Below are 22522 nucleotides of genomic sequence, written 5' to 3'. Positions count from 1 at the left end.
GCGCGGCTCCGACGCCGCCTCAGCCGCGCCAGGCTTTCGCGACCGCGAGCGCGTCGCGCGTCGCGGCGACGTCGTGCACCCGGACGGCCCACACCCCGGTCTGCGCGGCGAGGGCGCTCGTGACGGCGGTCGCCAGATCGCGTCGCGCCTGCGTCACCTCGCCGTCTTCGGGCCGTGCGCCCTGCAGCACCTCGGCGAGGAACCGCTTGCGCGAGGTGCCGATGAGCACGCGCGGGCCGAGCGCGACGATCTCGTCGAGGCCGCGCAGCACGTCCCAGTTCTGTGCCCCGGCCTTCGCGAAGCCGATCCCGGGGTCGAGGATCACTCGCGACGGGGCGATGCCGGCGGCGGCGGCCTCCCCCAACCGTTCCTGCAGCTCGCCCGCGACGTCGCGCGCCACCCTGCGGTACTCCGCCCTCGCGTACATGTCGTCCGAGAAGCCGCGCCAGTGGCCGATCGCGTAGTCGGCACCCGACTCGGCGACGGCCGCACGCATGTCCGGATCGGCGAGGCCGCCCGACACGTCGTTCACGATCCGGGCGCCCGCGCGCACGGCCGCCGCGGCCGTGGCGGCGTTCAGCGTGTCCACGCTCACCGGCACACCGGCCGCCGCGAGCTGCTCGATCACGGGGAGCACGCGACGCTGCTCCTCGTCTGCACCGACACGCTCCGCGCCCGGCCTGGTCGACTCCCCGCCGACGTCGAGCACGGTCGCGCCGTCGGCCCGCAACCGCAGGCCGTGCTCCACCGCGCGCTCCACGTCGAAGTAGCGGCCGCCGTCGCTGAACGAGTCGGGCGTGACATTGACGATGCCCCAGATGCCGGTCATCAGCGCGCGCCGGCGGACGGGACGGACATGCCGATCAGGGTCACGAGCTCGGCCCTGGCGACGGCGTCGGTGTACTCCCCGCGCGCGGCGATCGTAAGGGTCGACGCCTCGGTCTGCCGTCCGCCGCGCATCGTGACGCAGCCGTGGCTCGCATCGAGCACCACCAGCACGCCCCGCGTGTCGAGGTGCTCGGCGATCGTGTCGGCGATCTGCTCACCGAGCCGCTCCTGCACCTGCGGCCGTGCCGCGAGGATCTCGACCACGCGCACCAGCGCCCCGAGGCCGACGACCTGCTCGCCCGGAAGGTAGGCGATGTGCGCGTGCCCGGCGAACGGCAGCAGGTGGTGCTCGCACACCGAGCGGAACCGGATGTCGCGCAGCAGCACCGCACCGGACGGCAGGGTGTCGGGGGCAGGACCGCGCGTCACGCTGATCGTGTGCGCGAGGGGCGCTCCAGGGTCCTCCCCCACGCCGGAGAAGAACTCCGCGTAGAGCTCCGCCATGCGCGCCGGGGTCTGCTTGATGCCCGGTCGGTCCGGGTCCTCGCCGATCGCCTCCAGCAGCTCGCGGGTGAGCCGCTCGACGCGCTCCCTGTCGACCGTCACGTCACGCCGTCGCGGGGCGGGGGTTGCCTGCTCCTGCCGATCCCTGCTGCGCACGCGGGGCAGCGGACGGCGCCTCGACGGAGGCCGCGAGCGACACGTCCTTCTTCGGGACCTCGATCGGCGGGCGCTCCGACACCGGACGGTCTTCGCTCGACAGCCACAGCGGGCGCTCGGGCAGCTTCTTGACCTCGGTGAAGATCTCGGCGATGCGGTTGTGGTCGAGGGTCTCCTCCTCGAGCAGCGCCAGCGCGAGACGGTCGAGGATGTCGCGGTTCTCGCTGATCACCGCGTACGCCTCGTTGTGCGCCTGCTCGATGAGGGCGCGCACCTCGGCGTCGACCCGCTCCGCCACCTTCTCGGAGTACTCGCGACCGCGGCCCATGTCCCTGGCCACGAACATGTCGCCGCCCTCGGTGCCGAGCTTGACCGGGCCGACCTGCGTGGTCATGCCGTACTCGATGACCATCTTGCGGGCGATCGAGGTCGCCTTCTCGATGTCGTTCGATGCCCCGGTGGTCGGGTCGTGGAAGACGATCTCCTCCGCGACGCGGCCGCCCATCGCGTAGGTCAGCTGATCCTGCAGCTCGTTGCGGGTGACGGAGTACTTGTCGTCGATCGGCAGCACCATCGTGTAGCCGAGGGCCTTGCCGCGCGGGAGGATCGTGATCTTGGTCACCGGGTCGGTGTAGTTCATCGCGGCGGCGGCGAGCGCGTGACCACCCTCGTGGTACGCCGTGATGAGCTTCTCCTTGTCCTTCATCACGCGGGTGCGGCGCTGCGGGCCGGCGATCACGCGGTCGATGGCCTCGTCGAGGGCGCGGTTGTCGATCAGCTGCGCGTTCGACCGCGCGGTGAGCAGAGCGGCCTCGTTGAGCACGTTCGCGAGATCGGCGCCGGTGAACCCCGGGGTCTTGCGGGCGACGACCTCGAGGTCGACGCTCTTCGACAGCGGCTTGCCCTTGCTGTGCACCTCGAGGATCTTCTGCCGGCCCTTGAGGTCGGGCGCGTCCACGCCGATCTGGCGGTCGAAGCGACCGGGGCGCAGCAGCGCGGGGTCGAGGATGTCGGGGCGGTTGGTGGCCGCGATCACGATGACGTTCGCGTTCGGGTCGAAGCCGTCCATCTCGACGAGCATCTGGTTCAGCGTCTGCTCGCGCTCGTCGTTGCCGCCGCCCATGCCGGCGCCGCGGTGGCGGCCGACGGCGTCGATCTCGTCGATGAAGATGATCGCGGGGGCGTTCTCCTTCGCCTGGCTGAACAGGTCGCGCACGCGCGAGGCGCCGACGCCGACGAACATCTCGACGAAGTCCGAGCCGGAGATCGAGTAGAAGGGGGCACCGGCCTCCCCGGCGACGGCACGGGCGAGGAGCGTCTTGCCGGTTCCGGGAGGGCCGTACAGCAGCACGCCCTTCGGGATGCGGGCGCCGATCGCCTGGAACTTCGCCGGGTCCTGCAGGAACTCCTTGATCTCGTGGAGCTCCTCGATCGCCTCGTCGGCACCGGCGACGTCGGCGAACGTGACGGTGGGCGTCTCCTTGTTGACGAGCTTGGCCTTGGACTTGCCGAACTGCATGACCTTGCCGCCACCGCCCTGCATCGACGACAGCAGCCACCAGAACAGCAGGCCGAGGAGCACGAGCGGGAGGAGGAGCGAGAGGAAGCCGTCGAACCAGGTCGCGCGCGGCACCGCGTCGTTGAAGCCGTCCTTCGGGGCGGCCGCGTCGATCGCGGAGACGACCTCGTCCGCCCGCGCCTCGACGTAGTAGAACTGCACGTTCTCGGAACCCTCGAACGGCTTCGACAGGGTCATGTCGACGCGCTGGTCGCCGTCGGTCGTGACGACCTCGGTGACGGTCTTGCCCGAGAGGAGCTCGAGGCCCTGCTGCGTCGTGATCTGCTTCGGCGCACCCAGGTTCGAGATCAGCAGGAATCCGCCGAAGAGCAGCACGCCGATCAGTGCGACGTAGATCAGCGGGTTGCGGGTGAGCTTCTTCACATCCATGGTCGGATCAGCGTATCGCCTCCCCGCTAGGGGGCCGCTGTGCGTTCACCCACGGCGCAACGGTTCCGCGGCGTGCGCGGAGGTGTGCGGAGGCTCAGCTGTAGACGTGCGGCGCGAGGACCGCGACGTCGCGGAGGTTGCGGTAGCGCTCGGCGTAGTCGAGGCCGTAGCCCACCACGAACTCGACCGGGATGTCGAAGCCGACGTACTTGCAGTCGATCTCGACCTTCGCGGCCTCGGGCTTGCGCAGCAGCGCCAGCACCTCGATCGACTCGGCACCGCGCGACTCGAAGTTCTCCAGCAGCCAGCTCAGGGTGAGGCCGGAGTCGATGATGTCCTCCACGATGAGCACGTGCTTGCCGTGCAGGTCGGTGTCGAGATCCTTGCGGATCTGCACGACGCCGCTGGACTTGGTGCTCGCGCCGTAGCTCGACACCGCCATCCAGTCCATCGGGGCGTGGAACGGCAGAGCCCGCGCGAAGTCGGCCATGACCATGACCGCCCCCTTGAGCACGCCCACCAGCAGGAGGTCTTTGCCCTGGTAGTCGGCCGCGACGCGCGCGGCGAGCTCTTCCAGCTTCGCGGTGATCTCCTCCTCGGTGACGAGGATCTGTGCAAGGTCGTCCTGGATCTCCGCGGCGCGCATGGATCGATTTTAGGCGACGTCGCCGGATGCTCCGACCCCGACGGGCGGCATCGGCGTCAGGAGCGGATCTCGTCGTGGTCGCCGCGGGTCGTGCGGGGGCTGAGGACCGAGAGCTCGACGGTCTCGAACTTGCCCTCCTCCGTGCGCACCCAGGTCACCTCGACGTACCAGTCGTCCTTCGCGTAGGCGTCCGCGGTCCGCCGGCCCTCTCCGGTCTCGCGCGCATCGGTGTGCTCCCACCCGTCGTCGAGCAGACCCGCCGCGATCGCCTTCGCCGCGTCCTCGGAGGCTGCGGCGCGCTGCACCGGCTCGACGTAGACGTCCACCTGCCACCACACCTGGTCGTCGGGCGACGGGTCGGCGGAGACCGGGTTCTGCACCATGCGTCCGCTCGACTCGACGTCGGGAGCGGTCGTCGGGGCCAGCTCCGCCGGGATCATGCCGACCATCTCGTCGGCCAGCGCCTCGGCCTCTGTCCGGTATTCGTCGAGTCGGCTCTCGTCGGTGGTCATGGTGCATCCTCCCAGCGTCAGGGCTACGAGGACGCCGGCCATCAGCGCGATGGCACGTGCGGTCCTGGTCATCCCTCGATCCTCGCGTACTCCGGCACGAAGTCCGGCTTGTCGATGCCGTCGGTGCGCACCGGGGCCTGGACGATCGGGGCGCCACCCGGCACCACGATCGGCCGCGGGTTGTAGACGTCGTCCGGTGCGAACAGCATCGCGTCGCCGCCGGTGATCACGGCGATGATGTTGTCGAACGCCACGGAGCGCGGGTCGTACACCGAGCTGTGGCTGTCGATGCCGCGCGGTGTGCCGTTCCCCTCGACGTTGTAGTCCTCCAGGTCGACGACGCGGCCGCCGCGCTCGTCCTGGATCCACCCGGTCTCCAGGCGCGTCACGCCGTCGGCCGTGAGCGGCGACTGCCCGTGCATCTGGCCGGCGCCGTTGCCCTGGATGAGCCCGACGACGAGATCGCCGCGCGCCATCATCGAGTAGTGCGGCACGGCCGAGGTGTGCGGGAAGTCCTCGACGCCGCTCACTCCCGCCCCCATGCCGGCCGCCGAGACGTAGAGGATGCGGTCGGCGACGAGCCCGGCCTTCTCCGCGAGGCCCACGGTCGCGCCGCCGTAGCTGTGCCCCAGCACGGTCAGGGTCGAACCGCTCGGCTTGTCGATCCCGGCGACGAAGTCCACGAGCTTCGGGGCGAGGTCGCGCGAGTAGGAGGCATCGGTCGGACCGGGGAGCTCCAGCTGCGGGAACGTGCCGCCGGCCCACTGGAACACGGCCGTGTCGGGTCCCGCCGAGCGGTACAGCTGCGCGCCGGTGCCGTCGCCGAAGCTGGTCATCGTGGTCGTGGTGCCCGGCACCGACACGGCGACGTTGCGGATCCAGGCGGGGATGTCGCCGGTCGTCGGGTCGATGGGGCCGTGGTAGGTGCCCACCGCGTCGGCACCAGGGTCGAACACGACGACGCGCGCACCGGCGCCCTTGTCGGTGTGCTTGCGTTCGCTCTCGTCCCACCACGTGTAGTCCTGGTCGAGCAGGCTCTGCCAGTAGTCGATCGGCTCGCGCAGCTTCGCGATCTCGTCGAGGTAGCCCTTCGCCTCCCACGCGTCCGCGCGGTCGCCCGTCTTGAGGCTGTCCACGAGCGCCTGCAGCCGGGCGATCTCAGCCTCGCGTCGCGCGATCTCGTCGCGGATGTTCTTGTGGTTCGCGGTGACGCGGTCGCGGATCGGGATGCCGTTGAGGTTGCCGAGCAGGAGGGAGGATGCCGCCAGGAGCGCCGTGCGGGTCTCCTCGTCCATCGCGTTCCACGTCTCGCGGATGATGCCGGGGTCGCCCAGCCCGGCGAGCGACTCCGCCGTGATGCCGTTGACGTCGCCGGCCCAGATGAGCCCGGCGGCCGAGAAGCCGCCCGGGCCGACCTTCCCGCCCTGGGTCACCGCGACGACCAGGGGCACCGCGGCGAGCGCGGTCGCGGCGCGCTGATCGATCGTCGCGCGCTCGTCGGCCAGCGCGTTGTAGGAGGAACGGGCGGCGTGGTACGCGTCGATCGCCGCCTGCCAGCGGTGCAGGTAGCCCGGGTCGTCCAGGTACATCCACGACGGCAGCACCGCGTCCCAGGGCAGCGCCCACCCGGCGACGAACTCGCTGGCGGCGTTGAGCGCCTCGGCGCGTCGGACGAAGATGTGGTCGTAGGCGTTCTGCGCGGTCCTGAGTCGACGGGCGGCCTCGCCCTTCAGCGCCTCGAGGTCGGTCGCGTACGTCGTGATCGCGGCGGAGATGCCGTCGAGGCCCTCCGCGGCCTCCCCGAACCGCTGCGCGAGGAGCAGGACGCGTGCACCGAGGGCGTCGGACGCGGAGGCGGTCATCGACGTCAAACCCGCGAGCGCGGTGTCGGCGTCACCCTTGCGTGCACGGGCGGAGGTCGCGCGGGTGGTGAACGCGGTGGCCGCACCGGTCACCGCACCCACGTCGCCGCGGGCGGGGTCGTCGATCAGTCCGGGCAGGCTCATCGTGCCGCCTGCGCGAGAGTGTCGTCCGACGCGGTGAAGGTGCTCGCCGCCGCAGCCGCGTCGGAGGCCGAGTTGGCCGCCGTCTGCGCGAGGGCCGAGAGGGCCTGCGACACGAGCGACTCGATCTCGCCGAGCGCCGCCTCCACCGTCGGCGAACCGGTACCGGCGAAGGACAGGCACGAGGTGATGACCGGCGCACCCGCCGCGGTCAGTCGCGCTCTGGCCGCCTCCAGCGTCTCGCCCTGCACATCGAGGTCCGTCATCGATGCTCCTTCCCCCCGTGCCTTCACGATAGGAGCAGGCCCCGGTCGCGGTCGATGGGGACATCTCCCCATCCGCGCACGAGCGCACTACTGTGAGCGGGAGACGGGCGGACGCCCCCGACGGAAGGATCCCCATGGCCCTCGACGACATCCTCAGCCAGGTTCCGATCGACGACATCGCGAAGAAGCTCGGCGTCTCGCACGACGAGGCGAAGACCGCGGTCGAGCAGGGCGGCGCGGTGCTGCTCGGCGGGCTGGCGAAGAACGCGGAGACCCCCGAGGGCTCCGACGCGATCCAGAAGGCGCTCAAGAAGCACGAGGGCGCGACGGGCGCCGCCTCGGTCGACGACATCGACCAGGCCGACGGCGGCAAGATCGTCGCGCACATCCTCGGGTCGAAGGAGAAGGAGGTCACCACGCAGCTCACCGAGTCGAAGGCGACCCCGGGCATCGACTTCGGCAAGCTCCTGCCGATCCTCGCCCCCATCGTGATGGGGCTGATCGCGAACGCGACGAAGGACAAGACGGCGAAGACGGAGCGGACGGCCGAGGGCTCCGGAGGGATCGGCGATGTGATCGGCGGCATCCTCGGCGGCGGCGGTCAGAGCGGCTCGGGCTCGGGCGGCGGCCTGGGCGACGTGCTGGGCGGCCTGCTCGGCGGCGGCAGTGGCTCGGGCGGCGGGATCGACCTGGGCGGCATCCTGGGCGGGCTGTTCGGCGGCAAGAAGTAACGCTCGCCCGACCTGCCGCGCCCGGCGACTCAGCGCCCGGCGGCGGTGAACACGAGGCGCCCACCCTGGCGCCGCGCCGAGCAGCCGGGCAGGTCGATGGGGCCCTGTCCGCTCCAGTCGGTGACCAGGCGGGCGACCTCGACCGTCTGGGTGCGGGTCAGGCTCACGCCGAACTCGCTGTCCACCACGAGGCGGATGATGCGGTTGCGCAGCGCGGCAGGATTGGCGGCGAGGGCGGCGACGCTCACGGAGATGCCGGCCTCGGCGTGCTCGACGATGTCCTCGATGGTCTCGTGGATCATCTCGTCGAACGCCTCCGCGTCCTCACGCAGCTGCTCGGCCGTGCGGGCCAGGGCCTCCGCGATCCCGGGGCCGAGCTCGGCCTCCAGCACCGGCAGCACGCGGTCGCGCACGCGGACACGGCTGTACCGGTCGTCGCTGTTATGCGGGTCGTCCCAGGCGTCGAGCCCGGCCGCCGCGCAGAACGCCCGGGTGGTCGCACGGCGCACGCCGAGCAGCGGCCGAAGCCACCGCACACCGTCGTCGTCGGCACGCTCGACGGCCATGCCCTGCAGGCTCGCGGCGCCGGAACCCCGGGCGAGCCCGAGCAGCACGGTCTCCGCCTGATCGTCGAGCGTGTGGCCGAGCAGCACCGCCGCGGCCCGGAGGTCGTTCGCCGCGTCGCGCAGCACGCGGTACCTCGCGTCGCGGGCGGCCGCCTCCGGTCCGCCATCGCCCGACACCTCGACCCGGACGACGAGGGGGTCGAGGCCCAGGTCCGCAGCGGTTCGCGCGGCCCGCTCGGCCACCGCGGCGGAGTCGTCCTGCAGCCCGTGGTCGACCGTGACGGCGGCGACGCGGAGACCTCGCTTGGCGGCCTCGAACGCGGTGGCGGCGGCGAGCGCGAGGGAGTCGGCACCGCCCGACAGCGCGACGATCACGGTGCTCCCTTCGGGGAGGTCGGCGAGCGCGGTGCGCACGGCGAGGCGGATCTCGGCGACGGCGGGATCGAGCGACGGCATCACTCCACGCTAGGGCACCGCCAGCGCCTCGCGACCCCCTGGCTCCCGCCCACCCTCGCCGATATTCTGGCGCGGTGACCGAGAACGCGAGGCCGTACCTGTATCGGACCGAGCGGTTCACGGCCTTCGTCGACGCGGTCGTCGCGATCGCCATGACGCTGCTCATCCTCCCGCTGCTGGAAGCCGTCTCCGACATGGCGGCGGGGAATCGGAGCACGGCCGAGTTCTTCACGGAACACTCCGGCCAGCTGCTGAGCTTCGCGCTGAGCTTCCTCCTCATCGCGGTGTTCTGGATGGGGCATCACAGCCAGTACCGCGACGTCGAGCGGATCACCCCGGCGCTGCTGTGGATCAACGTGGGCTGGATGGCCACGATCGTGTGGCTGCCGGTGCCGACGGCGATGCTCGGCCAGCTCGACTCCGATCCGCTGCAGGCGGTCGTGTACATCGGGACACTGATCGGCACGCAGGTCACGACCCTCGGCGGCTGGCTCTACCTGCTGCGCCACCCGCAGCTCACCACGGCGTCCGCGTCGGTGCTCCGCGCGGGCATCGTCGGCGACCTCGCCGCGATCATCCTGTTCGCGATCGCCCTGGTCATCGCCGCGCTCGCCGCGCCGAACGGCTACGCCGCGCTCCTGCTCCTGCTGCTGAACGGGCCGCTCGCGCGCCTGCTGAACCGGCGCGCACGCGGTCACCGCACGGACGTCGAGCCGCCGGCCCGCGAGTAGGCTGGTCGGCGGCATCCAACCGAACTTTCTGAGGAGCACACGCATGGGCGCACACGACGCCGTCATCGAGATCCCGCGCGGCAGCCGCGTGAAGTACGAGGTCGACCACGAGACGGGGCGCGTGCACCTCGACCGCGTGCTGTACACGACCTTCGGCTACCCGGCCGACTACGGCTACTTCGACAACACGCTCGGCGAAGACGGCGATCCGCTCGACGTGCTGGTGCTGCTCGACCACGCGATCTACCCCGGTGTCGTCGTCGAGGTCCGCCCCGTCGCGGTGCTCAAGATGAGCGACGAGGCCGGCGGCGACGACAAGCTGGTCGCGGTCCTGTCGAAGGACCCGCGCTGGGCCCACATCCAGGACATCGACGACATCGCCGAGTACACGAAGAAGGAGATCGCCCACTTCTTCGAGCACTATAAGGACCTGGAGCCCAACAAGTGGGTCAAGGTGGACGAGTGGGGGAACGCCGCCGAGGCGCAGCGCATCCTCGACGAGGCGATCGCCCGGTTCGGCGAGCAGGGCCACTGAGCTGATGCAGAAGACCCCCGGAGCACGGTGCTCCGGGGGTCTTCTGCTGCGCGACCGATCTCAGACGGAGATGCCCCGGTCGGCCATGAAGTTGATGGGGTTCGTGTAGCGGCCGTTGATGTACACCTCGAAGTGCAGGTGGCAGCCGAACGAGCCGCCCGTGTTGCCGGCGTAGGCGATGACCTGTCCGGCCTCGACCCACTGGCCGTTGCGGACCGCGAAGCCACCCGGCTTGATGTGCGCGTAGCCCGTGGCGACGCCGCCGCCGTGCTGGATGCGCACGTAGTTGCCGTACCCGCCGTTGTAGAAGGCCGCGTCGACGGTGCCCGAGTGCGCCGCGTAGATCGCCGCCCCGCAGCCGTTCGCGAGGTCGACCCCGTAGTGCCAGCTGGACGAGCAGCCGCGGGAGTTGCACTGCTGCGAACGGGGACCGTAGCCGGAGCTGCGGTAGCCGCCGTGCGGACGGACCCAACCCCCGGAGCCCGGGGTTCCTCCCCCACCGCTGTTGCCCCCCGCGTTCGCGGCGGCCTCCTCGGCGGCACGGCGCTCGGCCTCCTTGCGGGCGGCCTCGACGCCGGCCTGGTACTGCGCGACGGTGGTGGCGGTGGTGTCCTTGAGCGCGGCGAGCTGCGCCTGCATGGTCGCCAGGTTCGCGGACTGCTCGTCGAGGGCGGCCTGCGCCGCATCGGCCGCCTGCTGCGCGGCGACCATCTTCTCCTCGGCGATCTTCTGCAGCCGGTCGCGCTCGTCTCGCGCGACGACGGCCTGGTCGCTGAGCGACTGCGCGGCGTTGCGGGCGGCGACGGCGTCGTCGTACACCGAGCGGTTGTACTCGAGCAGCTTGTCCATCGAGCCCAGTCGCGCAAGGAGCTCATCGGCGTTGCTGGCCGATCCGGCGAAGAACAGCTCGAGCGAGGTGTTGTCGCCGCCGTTGCGATACAGCTGCGCAGCGACCTGCCCGGCCTTGCGGGCGGACTCGTCGGCCGCGGCGGCCTGGGCGTCGGCCTTCTCCTGCAGCGCGTCGGCTTCGGCGATCGCGGCGAAGTAGGCCTGCTGGGCGTTGTAGAACTCGTTCGACGCAGCCTCGGCGGCGGCCTGGGTCTCGGCGACCTTCTGCGTCAGCGACTGGATGAGGCCTTCGATCCGCGAGACCTCGGCCGCCTTGGCGGCTTCGTTCTGCTTGGCGCGCTGCACGTCGTCCCAGCTCGGGTACGACGCGGCATAGGCGGCGGAGACGCCCGACGAGATGCCGAAGGCGCTGAGGGCGACCACGCTGAGGGCGCCGAGGCCGATGGCCCCGCGACGGCTGATGCCCGCCTTCCAGAACGCATGGCTCTCGGCCGGGCTGGGCGCGCAGCCGCACTCCGCGGAGGCGGCGGAGGCAGCATCCACCGGATTCTTGTCGTTCACGCGGCCCCTTCCGCCGGTTTCACAGATGTCACACTAACAACAACATTCACATCCGCACCAGCGAAATGGCACGGCCCCCGCAGCACCATCGTGACCTCCATGGTCCTCCCGAAACACGCCCGGGGGAAGACGCATCGCCCTCGATTCGCGATTTGCTCGCGTCATCCCTTATGCTTGAGCGTCGGCAAGGAAGTCCTCCCGGGACTGACTCGGCCCCATCGTTTAGCGGCCTAGGACGCCGCCCTTTCACGGCGGTAGCACGGGTTCGAATCCCGTTGGGGTCACTCCATCCGATACAATTGAAAACACCAGTATGGCCCTGTAGCGCAGTTGGTTAGCGTGCCGCCCTGTCACGGCGGAGGTCGCGGGTTCAAGTCCCGTCAGGGTCGCTCCGTGCGACGAGCTCTTTCTTCGGAGAGGGCTCTTCGTCTAGGACGCGGCAGCACCATCGCCGCGCGGCTCTGTAGCTCAGTTGGTAGAGCGTTCGACTGAAAATCGAAAGGTCACCGGATCGATGCCGGTCGGAGCCACAAGGCTGATCATTACAATCAGCCCAGAAACCCTCGCCTAGCTTCTACATGGCGGGGGTTTTGCTTTGCCCGCCCACCGGCATCGCGTCGACCGCATGGGGCAGCGCGTGGGTGACGAGACTCACGAGGAACGTGCCCGGCTCCTCGAGCATGCACAGATGCGCCGAGTTCTCGAACCAGACGACGTGCGTCGACGGTGCCGTCACGTGCTCGAGCCAGCGCACGACGGGGCCCGTAGGCGTCGTCCAGTCGTGGCGTCCGAGGAACTGCAGCATCGGCACCTCGAACGCCGTCTGATCGCGGGCGTCGAAGCCGAGCAGGGCCGGGAGCACCGCGGTCATGGTCACCTGCTGCCCGACGCCGATCAACCCCAGGTCGGCATCGGTGTAATACGGAGACAGCTCCTGCGACTCCGTGAAGTACGCGAAGTCGGACCGATACGCGGACAGCCCCCCGTAGTGCTGGGCCCACCTCCGGCAGGTCACGATGCGTTCGACGGTCAACGGCTCCGCGCCGGGATACTCCCCGAGCGACTGCAGCTCCGCAACCGCCCGCCCATTCCCATCCGCGACGGCACTCCGCATCGCGTGACCGAAGCTGTCGACCTCGTTCTCGGGACCGGAGATGACCTGGCCGACGCCGATGTACGCCCACAGCAGGTCGGGTCGCTGCCTGGCCACAGTGAGGCCGATGATCGTCCCCCAGCTGTGGCCGAGCACCCCGACCTTCCGGACGCCGAGCTCGGCCTGCACCCACGCGATCAGCTCCACGAGATCGTCGACATACCTCTCGACACGGAGATCCAGCCCGTCGGACACGGTCGCCGCGGACTTGCCACTGGCGCGCTGGTCGTAGTTGACGACGGTGAAGTACTCCTCGACCCCGCGCTGCCAGATCCACGACGACGGCAACGACGGGAGCGCCGGACCGCCGTGGCACACGACGAGCACCGGGTTCGCCCTGCTGCGGCCGCGGATCGAGACGAACTGCTCGACGCCGCCGAGCTCGACGAACGCCGTGCGGTCGATCGCCTCGGGGTTGGGAAGGCGGCACAGATCCGCGATGACGGTGCGGCCGAGGTCTTCGCTCATGTCGGTCAGCCTAGGAGGGCCGCGCATCCGCGGCGACGCGACGATGTCGTAGAGTGCCCGACGTGGAGCTCACAGACGCACTCGCCGCCGTCGGCCTCGTCCTTCTCGCGCTCGGAGGCGGCACGTTCTGGTCCTTCTCGACCGGGGTCATGCCGGGCCTCGGGCGCACGGACGACCCGACCTTCGTCGCTTCGATGCGCGCCATCAACCGCGCGGTGGTGAATCCGCTGTTCCTCCTGCCGATCTTCCTGCCCCCGGTGTTCCTGGTGTGGGCGGGGCTGCTCGCGCTGGACTCTGCGCGCGGGTGGCTGCTCGCCACCGGCGGGGTCGTGTTCTTCCTCGGCGCTGTCGTCGTCACCGTGGCCGGCAACGTCCCGCTGAACAATGCGTTGGACGGCTCGACGACTTCTGCCGCGACCACACGCGCCGCGTTCGAACGCCGATGGAACGCGCTGAACGGCGTGCGCTCGGTGGCGTCCGTCGTCGCGATCGCGGTCGCGGTGTGGGCTCTGCTCGTCTGAGCTGCGCGTCCGCTCCGCGCGATGACGACCGCTCATCGCAGACGGCCCCGACGGCACAGCAGACTGACGCGGTCAGCGATTCCAGTGTCGGAGCTTGTCGGGATTGCACACCAGCCACACCGTGGCCAGCCGACCAGCCGTGACCTCGGCCGTGAGCACGCCCACCACCCGACCGTCGCGGGCGAGGGTGATGCCGGGCGTTCCGTTGATCGAGGCGGCGGCGACCGAGGTTCCGGCGGTCATCACGGCCGCGAGCTCCGCCGCCGCGGCAGCCCGACCGGCGAGCGGGAGGGACGCCGTCTGCCCGCGGCCGCCGCTGTCGACGACGAGGGTCACCGCGCGGCGCATCACGTCGCGGATCGCGAGCTCGTCACGTGCCTCCAGGGCGTCCGACAGCGCCCTCACGGTCTCCTCCGGGGCGCCACGACGCCACCGGCGCGACCACGCCGGGCCGTGCCTGCGGGTCATGCGCCGACCGCAGCCACATGCCGCAGCTTCGGCGGGCTCATCACCCAGAGGAGCTGCAGGATGCCCTCCTCCGACGTCGTCGCGGTCACCACCGTGGTGATGCGCCCGTCCTCCGACAGCGTCGCCGCGGGCTGCCCGTTGACCTCGACCCAATCGATGACCTTGCCCGTCCAGAAGTGATGCGCGAACGCGGAGACGAACTTCGCCACTCTGCTGCGTCCGATCATGGGGATGCGCGCGGCCAGCTTCACTCCGTTGCCGTCCGTGTAGCTGACGACGTCCGCGGCGAAGAGGGACTCCAGCTGGCCGACATCCCCCTTCTGCGCCGCCGTGAGGAACGCTTCCAGCAGGCGCTTCTGGGCGGCCGGATCCACGGTCGCGTTGCGCGCCGACGACAGGTGCGCGCGCGCCCTGCTCACCAGCTGCCTGGCGCTGGCCTGACTTGACGAGATCACCTCCGCGATACGCGGATACGGGTAGTCGAAGGCCTCGCGGAGGATATAGGCGGCTCGCTCGGTCGGCGTGAGCTTCTCGAGGGTGAGGAGGATCGCGAACTGCAACGCCTCGGCACGCTCGGCGCCCAGGGCCGGGTCGTCCTCCGTGTTCACGGGTTCCGGAAGCCACGGCCCGATGTAGGTCTCACGACGGACACGGGACGACTGCAACACGTTGATCGACAGCCTCGTCGCGATGGTGGTGAGGAAGGCCACCGGCTCCTGCACCTTCGAACGATCCGTGTTCTGCCAGCGGATCCAGGTCTCCTGGACGATGTCCTCCGCGTCGGCGACAGTGCTCAGCATCCGGTAGGCGATGCCGAACAGACGCCGTCGGTGCGCGTCGAACGTCTGCAGCGCGTCGTCCAGTTCGGTGCACACACCCAGATTGTCGTCGGTCGGCGCCCGTTCCTCCAGCTCCACCTCGTCAGCGCTCATGGGACACCGTGCGCCGGCCCTCTTCACGGACCCAGGTCTCCAGGGTCGTCGGCGCCTCCACGGACGGCGGATGCGGGAGCAGCAGATCCCCGGAGATGGTGAATCCCACCGGGGTGATGTCGTCGTCGGCCACGACGTACCGCGGGTCGTTGTCGACGCGGAGTACGCGGTTCACGAACGCCGGCAGCAGCATTCGCTCCGGCCCGCCCATGTCCAGGGCACCGTCCAGCGGAGAGCCCAGCGCGAGTTCGACCAGCTTCTCCGCGACGTCGGACGCGGCGACCGGCTGCACGGGCTTCGCGGGCAGACGCACGGTGTCCTGATCGGTGTTCCACTCGGCGATCATGCGTGCGAAGTCGTAGAACTGCGTCGAGCGCAGGATGGAGGAGCGAATCGACCCCGAGCGGACAGCGACCTCCTGCGCTCCCTTGGCCGCGAAGTAGCCCTCTTCACCGGTGTGATCGGCGCCGACGATCGAGAGCAGCACGTGGTGCTTGACCCCGGCCTTCGCTTCGGCCTCCATCACCCGGTGCGTCGTCTCCTCGAAGAAGCGCAGGGCGTCGGGGCTCGACACGTCCGGGGCGTTGGTCACGTCGATCACGGCATCGGCGAGCTCCAGCGCGGCATCCAGGCCACGACCCGTCCGCGCGTTCACCCCGCTCGTCCGCGATGCGACCACCACGGCCTGGGCTCGTCGCTCCAGGTTCTCGACGACCTTGCGGCCCACCTGCCCGGTCCCGCCCAACACGACGATTCGCATATCTCGCTCGCTCCATTCTCGACGACGTCGGCTCCTGCACAAATCGTCTCTAGGTCTGACAGCACGCCCCGCCGATCTGTGACAGCTTCGCGAAAGAAGTCCGGACGGCGGGAACCGTCGGCATCAGTCGGGGTAGGCGTCCCGGATCCGACGTCGCTCGTAGGTGAGCGTCGCGATGAGCAGCAGCGACCCGACGACGACACCCGACGCCTGTGCGAGAAGCGACGGGACCCCGATGAAGATCATCAGCAACGCGACGAGGGCCCCGCCGAGGACCGAGTTCACCGTGCCGATCATGCTCGCCATCGTGAACAGGAACGACGACCGCTCGTAGCGCACCCCGAGCTCCCCGGTGCGCGGGTTGTCGAGGACGATCAGGTCGGGCCCCGAGGGGTGCAGACCGATGAGATGTTCACGGATGCGCACCATGCGCCGGCGCACCGTGATGTTCTCGACGCTGGTGTCGACCAACCGCACGACGGTGAACCAGCCCAGCAGGAAGATCGTCGGGAACACCGTCGCGGTGAGGGCCGCGAGCAGCGCGGGCGACCCGCCGGCGAAGCCGATCGCCACCAGCCCGCTCGACAGCGTCGACAGGTAGATCGAGCTGCGCGTCCCCGCCTCCGAGATCGTCGAGCTGGCGACGGACTGCAGAACGAACAGCTCCGTCCCCACGGCGCTGTTCAACGCCGCTGCGTCCGGATTCGGCCTGCCGACCGCGGTCACGGCGCGACCCGATGTGCGGGGGCCACGTCGTGCCTCGTGACCGCGAACCGATTCGTCATCCTGCTCCCTTTCCGTTCGGGGCGTGACAGACCACGCCCTCCGTTCACATCGATGACCGGTCGCACCGGCGAACTGTGACACAGACCTCGGCACACCGGGCGTGCGGCGGCAGTCACTGCGCTGACGCGTCCCGGGATTCAGGGTGTGCCGGCACCGTCACCGGGCGGCTCGGCGACGTCAGCGACCGCCTGGGCGAACGCGTGTGGCGCCTCGGCCGGCAGGTGGTGCCCGGCGTGCGGGATCCGCCGATGCTCGCGGGTGCCGGTGAACAGGTGCGCCTGCGGGGTGCCGTCGGTCGCCGGGAAGTTGCCGTCTGCGGTCCCGTCGAGCGTGATCGCGGGAACGCTGATCGGCGGGGCCAGGGCCAGCCGTCGCTCGAGCTCCTCGTACTCCTCTGCCCCTGGCGCCAGGCCCAGCCGGTGGCGGTACGAGTGGATCACGACATCGACGTAGTCGGGGTTGTCGAAGGCGAGCGCGGCGCGGTCGAGCTCGGCGTCGCTGAACGCCCACTCCGGCGAATTGCGCCGCCAGATCACCTGGGCGATGTCCCGCCGGTTCGCATCTAGTCCCCGTCGGCCGCGTTCGGTGGCGAAGTACCAGAAGTACCAGAACCCGGCCTCCAGGTCCGGACGGATCGGCGACTCCTCGCCGGCGATGTTCTGGATGAGGTAGCCGTTCACCGAGACCAGCCCCGAGATGCGCTCCGGCCACAGCGCGGCGACCACGCACGCGGCGCGTCCACCCCAGTCGTAGCCGGCGAGCACGGGCTCGTCCAGGTCGAGCGCGTCGATGAACGCCCGCAGGTCCGAGCCGAGCGCCGCCTGCTGGCCGGTGCGCGGGCGTCGATCGTCCAGGAACCGGGTGGGTCCGTGTCCGCGGAGGTAGGGCACGACGACCCGATAGCCGGCTTCGACGAGCAGTGGTGCGACCTCGACGTAGCTGTGCACGTCGTAGGGGTAGCCGTGCAGCAGCACGACCGGGTCGGCGGACGGGTCGCCGAGGTCGACGTAGGCCACGGACAGGTCGCCCGCGTGGATACGGTCGACCGTGCGGAAGAGGGAGGTGTCGGAGCTCATGCGTGATCCTTCTCGTCGGTGGTGTGGCGCCCCGCGCCGGCGCACGCCGTGCGGGACGCCACGATCTGCTCAGGCCGCGCTCGACGCGGCGCCGGCGACGTACGCCTTCCCGGCGGCGGCGATCGTCTCGGCGATGACCTCCGGGTGCGACACCAGTGCCGCGTGCGAGGCCCCGGTGATCTCGCGCGTCCCGCGAGACGCTGCCCGCTCCGCTCCCGCACGGAAGATCGCGACCGGGATGTTGCGGTCCTGGTCTCCGAAGACGTGCCACGAGGGGATGTCCTTCCACGCCGGGCGCGTGGTCGGCAGGGTGTCCGTGAGTGCCGCCTCCGCGACCGGGCGCTGCGTGGCCGCCATGAGCGCTGCCGTCTCCGGCGCCACGTCGGCCGCGAACTGCTGGTGGAAGGCTTCAGGGCGGATGGCGAGCTCGTTGCCGCCCGCCGTGAGCAGGTACACGGACAGGGCGTCGCCGAGGGTGCTGCCGGGTGCGCTGTTCGACAGCCCGAAGGCGCTCTCACCCGTCTCGGGGGCGAACGCCGACACGTAGACGAGCCCGACGACGGCGTCGTTCCCCGCCGCGGCCTCCGTGATCACCAGACCGCCGTAGGAGTGTCCGACCAGCACGATGGGGCCGGCGATCGACGCGATCACGTCGCGCACGTAAGCCGCATCGCCCGCGAGGCTGCGCAGCGGGTTGGCGACGGCGACGACGTTCACGTCATGGCTCTGCAACTGGGCGATGACGCCGTTCCAGGAGGCGGATTCCGCGAAGGCGCCGTGGACGAGGACGATGGTGGGCTTCTCGATGGTCATGATCTGTTCTCTCTGTTGGGGGTGGGAGGGGTGGGGTGGGTCATGCGGCGGCGAAAGCCGTGCGCAGGACGCGGACGGCCTGCTCGATCGCGGCGGTGCTGGCGGCGGAGCTGCGCAGCGGGTTGAGCATCATGAAGTCGTGGATGGTGACGTCGTAACGCACGAGGGTCGTGCGCACGCCCGCCTCGATGAGCCTGCGGCCGTACGCCTCGCCCTCGTCGCGCAGCACGTCGTTCTCGTCCACGACAAGGAACGCCTCCGGCAGTCCCCGCAGCTCCTCAATCGATGCCCGCAACGGAGACACGGTGACGTCGTCGCGGGCGTCGACCGCCGGCACGTAGCTGTCCCAGAACCAGGCCATCGCGTCGGCGCGGAGGTGATATCCCTCGGCGAACTCGCGATAGCTGTCGGTGTCCTGGCCGGCGTCGGTCACCGGGTAGTACAGCGACTGCTGGAGGAAGGTGACGTCGCCGCGACGCTTCGCGAGGATGGCGACGACGGCCGCCATGTTGCCTCCGACGGAGTCTCCGGCGATGGCGATGCGAGAGGCATCGAGACCATGCGCTGCGCCGTTGCTCGCGATCCAGCGCGCACTCGCATACACCTGCTCGATCGCGACGGGGTGGTGCGCTTCCGGAGAGCGGTCGTACTCGACGAAGACGATCGCCGCGTCCGTGCCGGTTGCGAGGTCGCGGACGAGGCGGTCATGCGTGCCTGCGTCACCGAGCACCCATCCCCCACCGTGCACGTAGAGGACGACCGGGAGCTGCCCGGCGGAACCGACCGGCTTCACGATCCGTACGCGGACGTCACCGATCTCGGCGGGAACGGTCACCCATTCCTCGTCGACGTCCGGCTTCGCGATCGGGGCAGCCTGTACGTCGTCGAGCAGCTTCCTGGCTCCGTCGACGCCGAGGTCGGCGAGGAACGGGGGCGTGGAGGTGGCGTCGGCGAAGGCTTGCGCTTCCGGCTCCAGAACATGGTCGGTCATGACGGTTCCTTTCAGATGGGAGGGTGAGCCGTCTCCGATCGCGGCCGATCCTGTGGCTCATGCAACAAACGACCAGGTGAGCGCGGCGATTGTGACAGTTCTCCTCCCGCGACTTTTCTCGACGGGTCCTGTCACACCGGGCACGGCTGCGCGGTCACACAGGTACCGGCCGCTTCCCTGACGGCCATCGACGAGTGAAGGAGCACCATGAGAATCACGGTCATCGGCGGGACGGGACTTATCGGCAGCCGACTCACCCGGGCACTTCGGCAGGCCGGCCACGACGTTGTGGTCGGCGCACGTGCCACGGGCGTGAACTCGTACACGGGTGAAGGGCTCGCGGAGGCGCTGGACGGTGCCGATGTGCTCGTCGACGTGTCGAACTCGTCGTACACCGACGAGGCCGCCGCCCTGGACTTCTTCTTCACCTCCACGATGAATCTGCTCAGCTACGGCAGCGCGGCGGGCGTCGGGCATCATGTGGCGCTGTCCGTCGTCGGAACCGACCGCCTCGCCCGAGCCGAGGGCGGCTACTTCGCGGCGAAGGCGGAGCAGGAGCGGCTCATCGTGAAGTCGCAGCGTCCTTACTCCCTCGTGCACGCGACGCAGTTCTTCGAGTTCATCCGGAACATCACCGACCAGGCGAGTCGTGGCGGTCGAGTGCGCGTCGCTGACGTCCTCGTGCAGCCCATGTCTGCCGATGACGTCGCGGCGGCGGTGGCAGAGACAGCTGTCGGTGAACCGCTCTTCGGGATGGTGGAGTTCGGCGGGCCCGAGGTGTTCAGCCTCGAGCAGATCGCCGCGCAGGATCTGCGCTCCCGCCAGGACGACCGCGAGGTCGTCGCCGATCCCCTCGGAACCTATTTCGGGGCGCGCCTGCACAGCCGCGACCTGCTTCCCAAGTCGACGGCGCGGATCGCTCCGACCCGATACCACGACTGGCGCACTCTCCCCCGCGAGGGCGACATCAGCGAGGCGCTGCTGCGCGCGGAGTGACCGCTCCCGCACTGCACGCCGTCACAGACCCGACCGCACCGCGGTCACCACTGAAAGGCACCTCTTCCGGTGCCGCGAGAGGAAGACAGAAATGGCAAAGATCGTCGTCATCGGAGGCACGGGCCTGATCGGCTCGAAGGTCGTCTCGAAGCTGAACGCCCACGGGCACGAGGCCATCGCGGCTTCGCCGAACACCGGGGTGAACACGCTCACCGGCGAGGGAGTGGCGGAGGTGCTCGCCGGCGCCGACGCCGTCGTCGACGTCTCCAACTCCCCCTCCTTCGCCCCCGACGATGTGATGGAGTTCTTCACCACGTCGACCACCACGCTCCTCCGGGCGGAGAAGGCCGCCGGGGTCCCGCACCACGTCGCACTCACGATCGTCGGCACGAACCGTCCGCAGAGCATCCCCTACTTCGCGGCCAAGGTCGCTCAGGAGAAGCTGATCCGCGAGTCCGGCATCGGGTACTCGCTCGTGCACGCCACACAGTTCTTCGAGTTCATCGGGAGCATCGCCGACATCTCCACCGAGGGCGACACGGTCCGCCTTCCCGGCGGCCTCGTGCAGCCGATCGCCGCCGAGGACGTCGCCACCGCCGTGGCGCGCACCGCGGCGGGAGAGCCGCAGGGCGACATCGAGATCGCCGGGCCCGAGGCGTTCGGCATGGACGAGTTCATCCGTCGCGGCCTCACGTTCCGCAACGACCCGCGCCACGTGGTCCGCGATAACACCGCGCCGTACTACGGGGCGCAGATCGAGGAGCGCACGCTGGTGCCGCTCGACGGCGCGCAGATCTTCGAGACGACGCTCGAGGAGTGGCTGCCGCTGAACCCGCCGCGCTCCTGACGCGGCGCGCCGGCGCCGTTCGCCGAAGCGGTGAGCGTGCCTTCACGGTTTCGGTGTTCGGCGTCGGTGCTCCCGCGCCTGAATCCGCTCGCCCTCACCCCGCCGGCACGAACACGTTGTCGAACAGCCGCTCGGTCCCCTCGGGCGTGGGCGAGCCGTCCGGCGCGACCTCGTACGTGCCCAGCTCGCCGCTGAGGCGCACCCAGGTCCCGTTGTCGGCACAGCCCGTGGCGTACGCGTCATCGCTCTGATACGCGACCACGCAGATCCCGCTGCCGGACGCGGGTCGTGCGAGCCACAGCGACACGTCGCCGTCCTTCCCCACGAACCGGGCGGTGTCCGGCGCGACGACGCCGTCGTTGTCGTCGACCGCGGCATCCGGCAGGGCGTCAGCCGCCTGAGGCTCCTTCTCGAGCACGGCGAAGTCCGCCCCGCCCATGCATCCGGACAACACGGTGGCCATGACCACCGCGGCCACGCCCACAGCGCCGACCCTCGTGCTCCGCTTCACGGTGCCCCCTCGCCTCTCCGTATGCCAGCCATCGTCGCACACGTGCCGCGCAGACCGGGGTCAGAGCGCATCGAGTGCCCGCTGCGCCGCCTCGCGATCCCGCGCCGCCTCGTCGCGCGACGCCACGGCCTCCTCCTGACGCTCGGTCGCCCCCGGCAGCTCTCCCGCGATGCGCTCGGCCTCCCTGCGCAGCTGTGCGAGCTGCGCCTCGAGGTCGGCGATGTCGTCGTCGAGCTCCTCGGCGCGCGCGCGAAGCGTCCGCAGCACATCGTCCTGTTTCGCCACTGCACGCTCCGCCGCCGCGAGCTCCTTCTCCGCCGCGGTCACGCGCCGTTCGGCCTCGCGTCGAGCCCGCCGCGCGGAGAGCTCGTCCGCGCGGCGCGGCGCGGCGGGCGCGAGTGTCGGCACCTCCCCCGCCACGGCCTCGCGGACGTCGTCGCCCGACGCGTTCGGCTCCAGGGCGCGCAGGAGTCGTCCCGACGCCACCGCCGCCGCCGCGTCGGGGTCGAAGAAGGCGGCGGAGATCGTCTGCTCGACCGCGTCCAGCGTCGCCGTCGTCACGCGTTCCCCGCGCGACTGCGCGAGCTGTCCCGCCGCCTGCGCCAGCCGTCGCGTGAGGGCGCGCCGCTCACGTCCGAGCTTCGCCAGCGCTGCGGCGTCGAGGTCCGCCTGCGCCTCCCGCAGCTCGGCGGCCAGGCTCAGCGCCTCCCCCAGCTGCTCCGCCCTCTCCCGAGCGAACACGTTCACGACCCACGCCGCGACCGAGGGCTTGCGCAGCTCTCGCACGGCCGCGGCGGTGGCGGCATCCGCGGTGTCCTTCGCACGAGCGGTGCGCGCCGCCACGAAGTCGCCCGGCGACGCCGCGTACAGGTCCGCGACGATCTCGTCGAACGTGGAAGCCGCCATGC

25 protein-coding genes and 3 tRNA genes are annotated in these 22522 nt (G+C 70.4%); 9 read left to right on the top strand and 19 right to left on the bottom strand.

Features of this window, described 5'->3' with window-relative positions; all coding sequences use genetic code 11:
- Nucleotides 1-19: 19 nt before the first annotated feature.
- The 7 genes from folP to KV394_RS08090 all read right to left on the bottom strand — a co-directional run bounded on the left by folP (nucleotide 20) and on the right by KV394_RS08090 (nucleotide 6863).
- Entirely contained in the window at nucleotides 20-829 is an 810-nt protein-coding gene (gene folP, locus KV394_RS08120) for a dihydropteroate synthase (protein ID WP_247982765.1), read from the bottom strand.
- A complete protein-coding gene (gene folE / locus KV394_RS08115; RefSeq protein ID WP_168387203.1) occupies nucleotides 829-1434 on the bottom strand; it encodes a GTP cyclohydrolase I in 606 nt (201 codons plus the stop codon). The genes folP and folE overlap by 1 nt, the downstream gene beginning before the upstream one ends.
- A gap of 1 nt (nucleotide 1435) precedes the next feature.
- On the bottom strand, nucleotides 1436-3436 hold the full coding sequence (gene ftsH, locus KV394_RS08110) for an ATP-dependent zinc metalloprotease FtsH (RefSeq protein WP_136028527.1): 2001 nt from the start codon (nucleotides 3434-3436) through the stop codon (nucleotides 1436-1438).
- Nucleotides 3437-3530: 94 nt separating this feature from the next.
- Complete coding sequence (hpt, locus tag KV394_RS08105) at nucleotides 3531-4082, bottom strand: hypoxanthine phosphoribosyltransferase (RefSeq protein WP_136037241.1); 552 nt, start codon at nucleotides 4080-4082, stop codon at nucleotides 3531-3533.
- Between the two features lie 56 nt (nucleotides 4083-4138).
- Nucleotides 4139-4666 (bottom strand): hypothetical protein, encoded by a 528-nt coding sequence (locus KV394_RS08100; protein ID WP_136037242.1) that lies wholly within the window; start codon nucleotides 4664-4666, stop codon nucleotides 4139-4141.
- Nucleotides 4663-6600 carry an alpha/beta hydrolase gene (locus KV394_RS08095; protein WP_247982764.1) on the bottom strand — a complete coding sequence of 646 codons (1938 nt, stop codon included), beginning with the start codon at nucleotides 6598-6600 and terminating at the stop codon, nucleotides 4663-4665. The genes KV394_RS08100 and KV394_RS08095 overlap by 4 nt, the downstream gene beginning before the upstream one ends.
- Entirely contained in the window at nucleotides 6597-6863 is a 267-nt protein-coding gene (locus tag KV394_RS08090; RefSeq protein ID WP_247982763.1) for a hypothetical protein, read from the bottom strand. Before KV394_RS08090 ends, KV394_RS08095 begins: the two co-directional genes overlap by 4 nt.
- A 134-nt stretch (nucleotides 6864-6997) precedes the next feature.
- On the opposite strand from KV394_RS08090, the gene KV394_RS08085 reads away from it, so the two are divergent.
- Nucleotides 6998-7594 carry a DUF937 domain-containing protein gene (locus KV394_RS08085; protein ID WP_247982762.1) on the top strand — a complete coding sequence of 199 codons (597 nt, stop codon included), beginning with the start codon at nucleotides 6998-7000 and terminating at the stop codon, nucleotides 7592-7594.
- A gap of 29 nt (nucleotides 7595-7623) precedes the next feature.
- Here the strand turns inward: KV394_RS08085 and tilS are convergent, their stop codons facing one another.
- Nucleotides 7624-8616, bottom strand: a complete 993-nt coding sequence (gene tilS / locus KV394_RS08080; protein ID WP_247982761.1) for a tRNA lysidine(34) synthetase TilS — start codon at nucleotides 8614-8616, stop codon at nucleotides 7624-7626.
- 74 nt (nucleotides 8617-8690) lie between these two features.
- Between tilS and KV394_RS08075 the strand changes: the two genes are divergently transcribed.
- Both KV394_RS08075 and ppa read left to right on the top strand, forming a co-directional pair.
- Nucleotides 8691-9347 carry a TMEM175 family protein gene (locus KV394_RS08075; protein WP_247982760.1) on the top strand — a complete coding sequence of 219 codons (657 nt, stop codon included), beginning with the start codon at nucleotides 8691-8693 and terminating at the stop codon, nucleotides 9345-9347.
- Nucleotides 9348-9390: 43 nt separating this feature from the next.
- Entirely contained in the window at nucleotides 9391-9882 is a 492-nt protein-coding gene (gene ppa / locus KV394_RS08070; protein ID WP_096713254.1) for an inorganic diphosphatase, read from the top strand.
- A 60-nt stretch (nucleotides 9883-9942) separates the two neighbouring features.
- On the opposite strand, the gene KV394_RS08065 is transcribed toward ppa, so the two are convergent.
- A complete protein-coding gene (locus KV394_RS08065; protein ID WP_136028535.1) occupies nucleotides 9943-11292 on the bottom strand; it encodes a M23 family metallopeptidase in 1350 nt (449 codons plus the stop codon).
- 211 nt (nucleotides 11293-11503) lie between these two features.
- Here KV394_RS08065 and KV394_RS08060 point away from each other — a divergent pair.
- The 3 genes from KV394_RS08060 to KV394_RS08050 all read left to right on the top strand — a co-directional run bounded on the left by KV394_RS08060 (nucleotide 11504) and on the right by KV394_RS08050 (nucleotide 11822).
- Nucleotides 11504-11576: transfer RNA gene (locus KV394_RS08060), tRNA-Glu, on the top strand.
- A 31-nt stretch (nucleotides 11577-11607) separates the two neighbouring features.
- Nucleotides 11608-11681: transfer RNA gene (locus tag KV394_RS08055), tRNA-Asp, on the top strand.
- A 68-nt stretch (nucleotides 11682-11749) separates the two neighbouring features.
- Nucleotides 11750-11822 (top strand) — tRNA-Phe (locus KV394_RS08050).
- 44 nt (nucleotides 11823-11866) lie between these two features.
- Here the strand turns inward: KV394_RS08050 and KV394_RS08045 are convergent.
- Nucleotides 11867-12913 carry an alpha/beta fold hydrolase gene (locus KV394_RS08045; protein ID WP_247982759.1) on the bottom strand — a complete coding sequence of 349 codons (1047 nt, stop codon included), beginning with the start codon at nucleotides 12911-12913 and terminating at the stop codon, nucleotides 11867-11869.
- Nucleotides 12914-12975: 62 nt separating this feature from the next.
- Between KV394_RS08045 and KV394_RS08040 the strand changes: the two genes are divergently transcribed.
- Nucleotides 12976-13434 carry an anthrone oxygenase family protein gene (locus KV394_RS08040; protein ID WP_247982758.1) on the top strand — a complete coding sequence of 153 codons (459 nt, stop codon included), beginning with the start codon at nucleotides 12976-12978 and terminating at the stop codon, nucleotides 13432-13434.
- Nucleotides 13435-13506: 72 nt separating this feature from the next.
- On the opposite strand, the gene KV394_RS08035 is transcribed toward KV394_RS08040, so the two are convergent.
- The 7 genes from KV394_RS08035 to KV394_RS08005 all read right to left on the bottom strand — a co-directional run bounded on the left by KV394_RS08035 (nucleotide 13507) and on the right by KV394_RS08005 (nucleotide 19260).
- Complete coding sequence (locus tag KV394_RS08035; RefSeq protein ID WP_247982757.1) at nucleotides 13507-13902, bottom strand: sigma-70 family RNA polymerase sigma factor family protein; 396 nt, start codon at nucleotides 13900-13902, stop codon at nucleotides 13507-13509.
- Nucleotides 13899-14834 carry an RNA polymerase sigma-70 factor gene (locus tag KV394_RS08030; RefSeq protein ID WP_247982756.1) on the bottom strand — a complete coding sequence of 312 codons (936 nt, stop codon included), beginning with the start codon at nucleotides 14832-14834 and terminating at the stop codon, nucleotides 13899-13901. The genes KV394_RS08035 and KV394_RS08030 overlap by 4 nt, the downstream gene beginning before the upstream one ends.
- Nucleotides 14824-15594 carry an SDR family oxidoreductase gene (locus KV394_RS08025; RefSeq protein ID WP_247982755.1) on the bottom strand — a complete coding sequence of 257 codons (771 nt, stop codon included), beginning with the start codon at nucleotides 15592-15594 and terminating at the stop codon, nucleotides 14824-14826. Before KV394_RS08025 ends, KV394_RS08030 begins: the two co-directional genes overlap by 11 nt.
- Nucleotides 15595-15717: 123 nt before the next feature.
- Complete coding sequence (locus tag KV394_RS08020; protein ID WP_247982754.1) at nucleotides 15718-16281, bottom strand: hypothetical protein; 564 nt, start codon at nucleotides 16279-16281, stop codon at nucleotides 15718-15720.
- Nucleotides 16282-16517: 236 nt separating this feature from the next.
- Nucleotides 16518-17456, bottom strand: a complete 939-nt coding sequence (locus KV394_RS08015; protein ID WP_247982753.1) for an alpha/beta fold hydrolase — start codon at nucleotides 17454-17456, stop codon at nucleotides 16518-16520.
- Between the two features lie 69 nt (nucleotides 17457-17525).
- Nucleotides 17526-18269, bottom strand: coding sequence for an alpha/beta fold hydrolase (locus KV394_RS08010; protein WP_247982752.1), 744 nt, complete (start codon nucleotides 18267-18269; stop codon nucleotides 17526-17528).
- Nucleotides 18270-18309: 40 nt separating this feature from the next.
- Nucleotides 18310-19260 carry an alpha/beta hydrolase gene (locus KV394_RS08005; RefSeq protein ID WP_247982751.1) on the bottom strand — a complete coding sequence of 317 codons (951 nt, stop codon included), beginning with the start codon at nucleotides 19258-19260 and terminating at the stop codon, nucleotides 18310-18312.
- Nucleotides 19261-19467: 207 nt separating this feature from the next.
- Here KV394_RS08005 and KV394_RS08000 point away from each other — a divergent pair, with 207 nt between their 5' ends.
- Both KV394_RS08000 and KV394_RS07995 read left to right on the top strand, forming a co-directional pair.
- Entirely contained in the window at nucleotides 19468-20256 is a 789-nt protein-coding gene (locus KV394_RS08000) for an SDR family oxidoreductase (RefSeq protein ID WP_247982750.1), read from the top strand.
- A 91-nt stretch (nucleotides 20257-20347) separates the two neighbouring features.
- The gene (locus KV394_RS07995) at nucleotides 20348-21103 is read left to right on the top strand and encodes an SDR family oxidoreductase (RefSeq protein WP_247982749.1); all 756 of its coding nucleotides are present in this window, start codon (nucleotides 20348-20350) and stop codon (nucleotides 21101-21103) included.
- A gap of 94 nt (nucleotides 21104-21197) precedes the next feature.
- On the opposite strand, the gene KV394_RS07990 is transcribed toward KV394_RS07995, so the two are convergent.
- Together KV394_RS07990 and KV394_RS07985 are read right to left on the bottom strand one after the other, a co-directional pair.
- Nucleotides 21198-21614 (bottom strand): hypothetical protein, encoded by a 417-nt coding sequence (locus KV394_RS07990; protein WP_136045379.1) that lies wholly within the window; start codon nucleotides 21612-21614, stop codon nucleotides 21198-21200.
- 60 nt (nucleotides 21615-21674) lie between these two features.
- Nucleotides 21675-22520: a transposase gene (locus tag KV394_RS07985; protein WP_247982748.1), complete on the bottom strand. Its 846-nt coding sequence runs from the start codon at nucleotides 22518-22520 to the stop codon at nucleotides 21675-21677.
- Nucleotides 22521-22522: the final 2 nt, after the last annotated feature.

The organism is Microbacterium sufflavum, from assembly GCF_023101165.1.
Lineage (GTDB): Bacteria > Actinomycetota > Actinomycetes > Actinomycetales > Microbacteriaceae > Microbacterium > Microbacterium sufflavum.
This window is presented reverse-complemented; position numbering and strand designations above follow the sequence as displayed.

What these genes read in the sequence shown, in the direction of transcription:
- KV394_RS08095 (WP_247982764.1), bottom strand. Translation starts at nt 6,600, where the DNA reads ATGAGCCTGCCCGGACTGATCGACGACCCCGCCCGCGGCGACGTGGGT.
- folP (WP_247982765.1), bottom strand. Translation starts at nt 829, where the DNA reads ATGACCGGCATCTGGGGCATCGTCAATGTCACGCCCGACTCGTTCAGC.
- KV394_RS08090 (WP_247982763.1), bottom strand. Translation starts at nt 6,863, where the DNA reads ATGACGGACCTCGATGTGCAGGGCGAGACGCTGGAGGCGGCCAGAGCG.
- KV394_RS07995 (WP_247982749.1), top strand. Translation starts at nt 20,348, where the DNA reads ATGGCAAAGATCGTCGTCATCGGAGGCACGGGCCTGATCGGCTCGAAG.
- ppa (WP_096713254.1), top strand. Translation starts at nt 9,391, where the DNA reads ATGGGCGCACACGACGCCGTCATCGAGATCCCGCGCGGCAGCCGCGTG.
- hpt (WP_136037241.1), bottom strand. Translation starts at nt 4,082, where the DNA reads ATGCGCGCCGCGGAGATCCAGGACGACCTTGCACAGATCCTCGTCACC.
- KV394_RS08100 (WP_136037242.1), bottom strand. Translation starts at nt 4,666, where the DNA reads ATGACCAGGACCGCACGTGCCATCGCGCTGATGGCCGGCGTCCTCGTA.
- KV394_RS08010 (WP_247982752.1), bottom strand. Translation starts at nt 18,269, where the DNA reads ATGACCATCGAGAAGCCCACCATCGTCCTCGTCCACGGCGCCTTCGCG.
- ftsH (WP_136028527.1), bottom strand. Translation starts at nt 3,436, where the DNA reads ATGGATGTGAAGAAGCTCACCCGCAACCCGCTGATCTACGTCGCACTG.
- KV394_RS08005 (WP_247982751.1), bottom strand. Translation starts at nt 19,260, where the DNA reads ATGACCGACCATGTTCTGGAGCCGGAAGCGCAAGCCTTCGCCGACGCC.
- KV394_RS08035 (WP_247982757.1), bottom strand. Translation starts at nt 13,902, where the DNA reads ATGACCCGCAGGCACGGCCCGGCGTGGTCGCGCCGGTGGCGTCGTGGC.
- KV394_RS08015 (WP_247982753.1), bottom strand. Translation starts at nt 17,456, where the DNA reads ATGAGCTCCGACACCTCCCTCTTCCGCACGGTCGACCGTATCCACGCG.
- KV394_RS08030 (WP_247982756.1), bottom strand. Translation starts at nt 14,834, where the DNA reads ATGAGCGCTGACGAGGTGGAGCTGGAGGAACGGGCGCCGACCGACGAC.
- KV394_RS08085 (WP_247982762.1), top strand. Translation starts at nt 6,998, where the DNA reads ATGGCCCTCGACGACATCCTCAGCCAGGTTCCGATCGACGACATCGCG.
- KV394_RS08000 (WP_247982750.1), top strand. Translation starts at nt 19,468, where the DNA reads ATGAGAATCACGGTCATCGGCGGGACGGGACTTATCGGCAGCCGACTC.
- KV394_RS08025 (WP_247982755.1), bottom strand. Translation starts at nt 15,594, where the DNA reads ATGCGAATCGTCGTGTTGGGCGGGACCGGGCAGGTGGGCCGCAAGGTC.
- KV394_RS08045 (WP_247982759.1), bottom strand. Translation starts at nt 12,913, where the DNA reads ATGAGCGAAGACCTCGGCCGCACCGTCATCGCGGATCTGTGCCGCCTT.
- KV394_RS07985 (WP_247982748.1), bottom strand. Translation starts at nt 22,520, where the DNA reads ATGGCGGCTTCCACGTTCGACGAGATCGTCGCGGACCTGTACGCGGCG.
- tilS (WP_247982761.1), bottom strand. Translation starts at nt 8,616, where the DNA reads ATGCCGTCGCTCGATCCCGCCGTCGCCGAGATCCGCCTCGCCGTGCGC.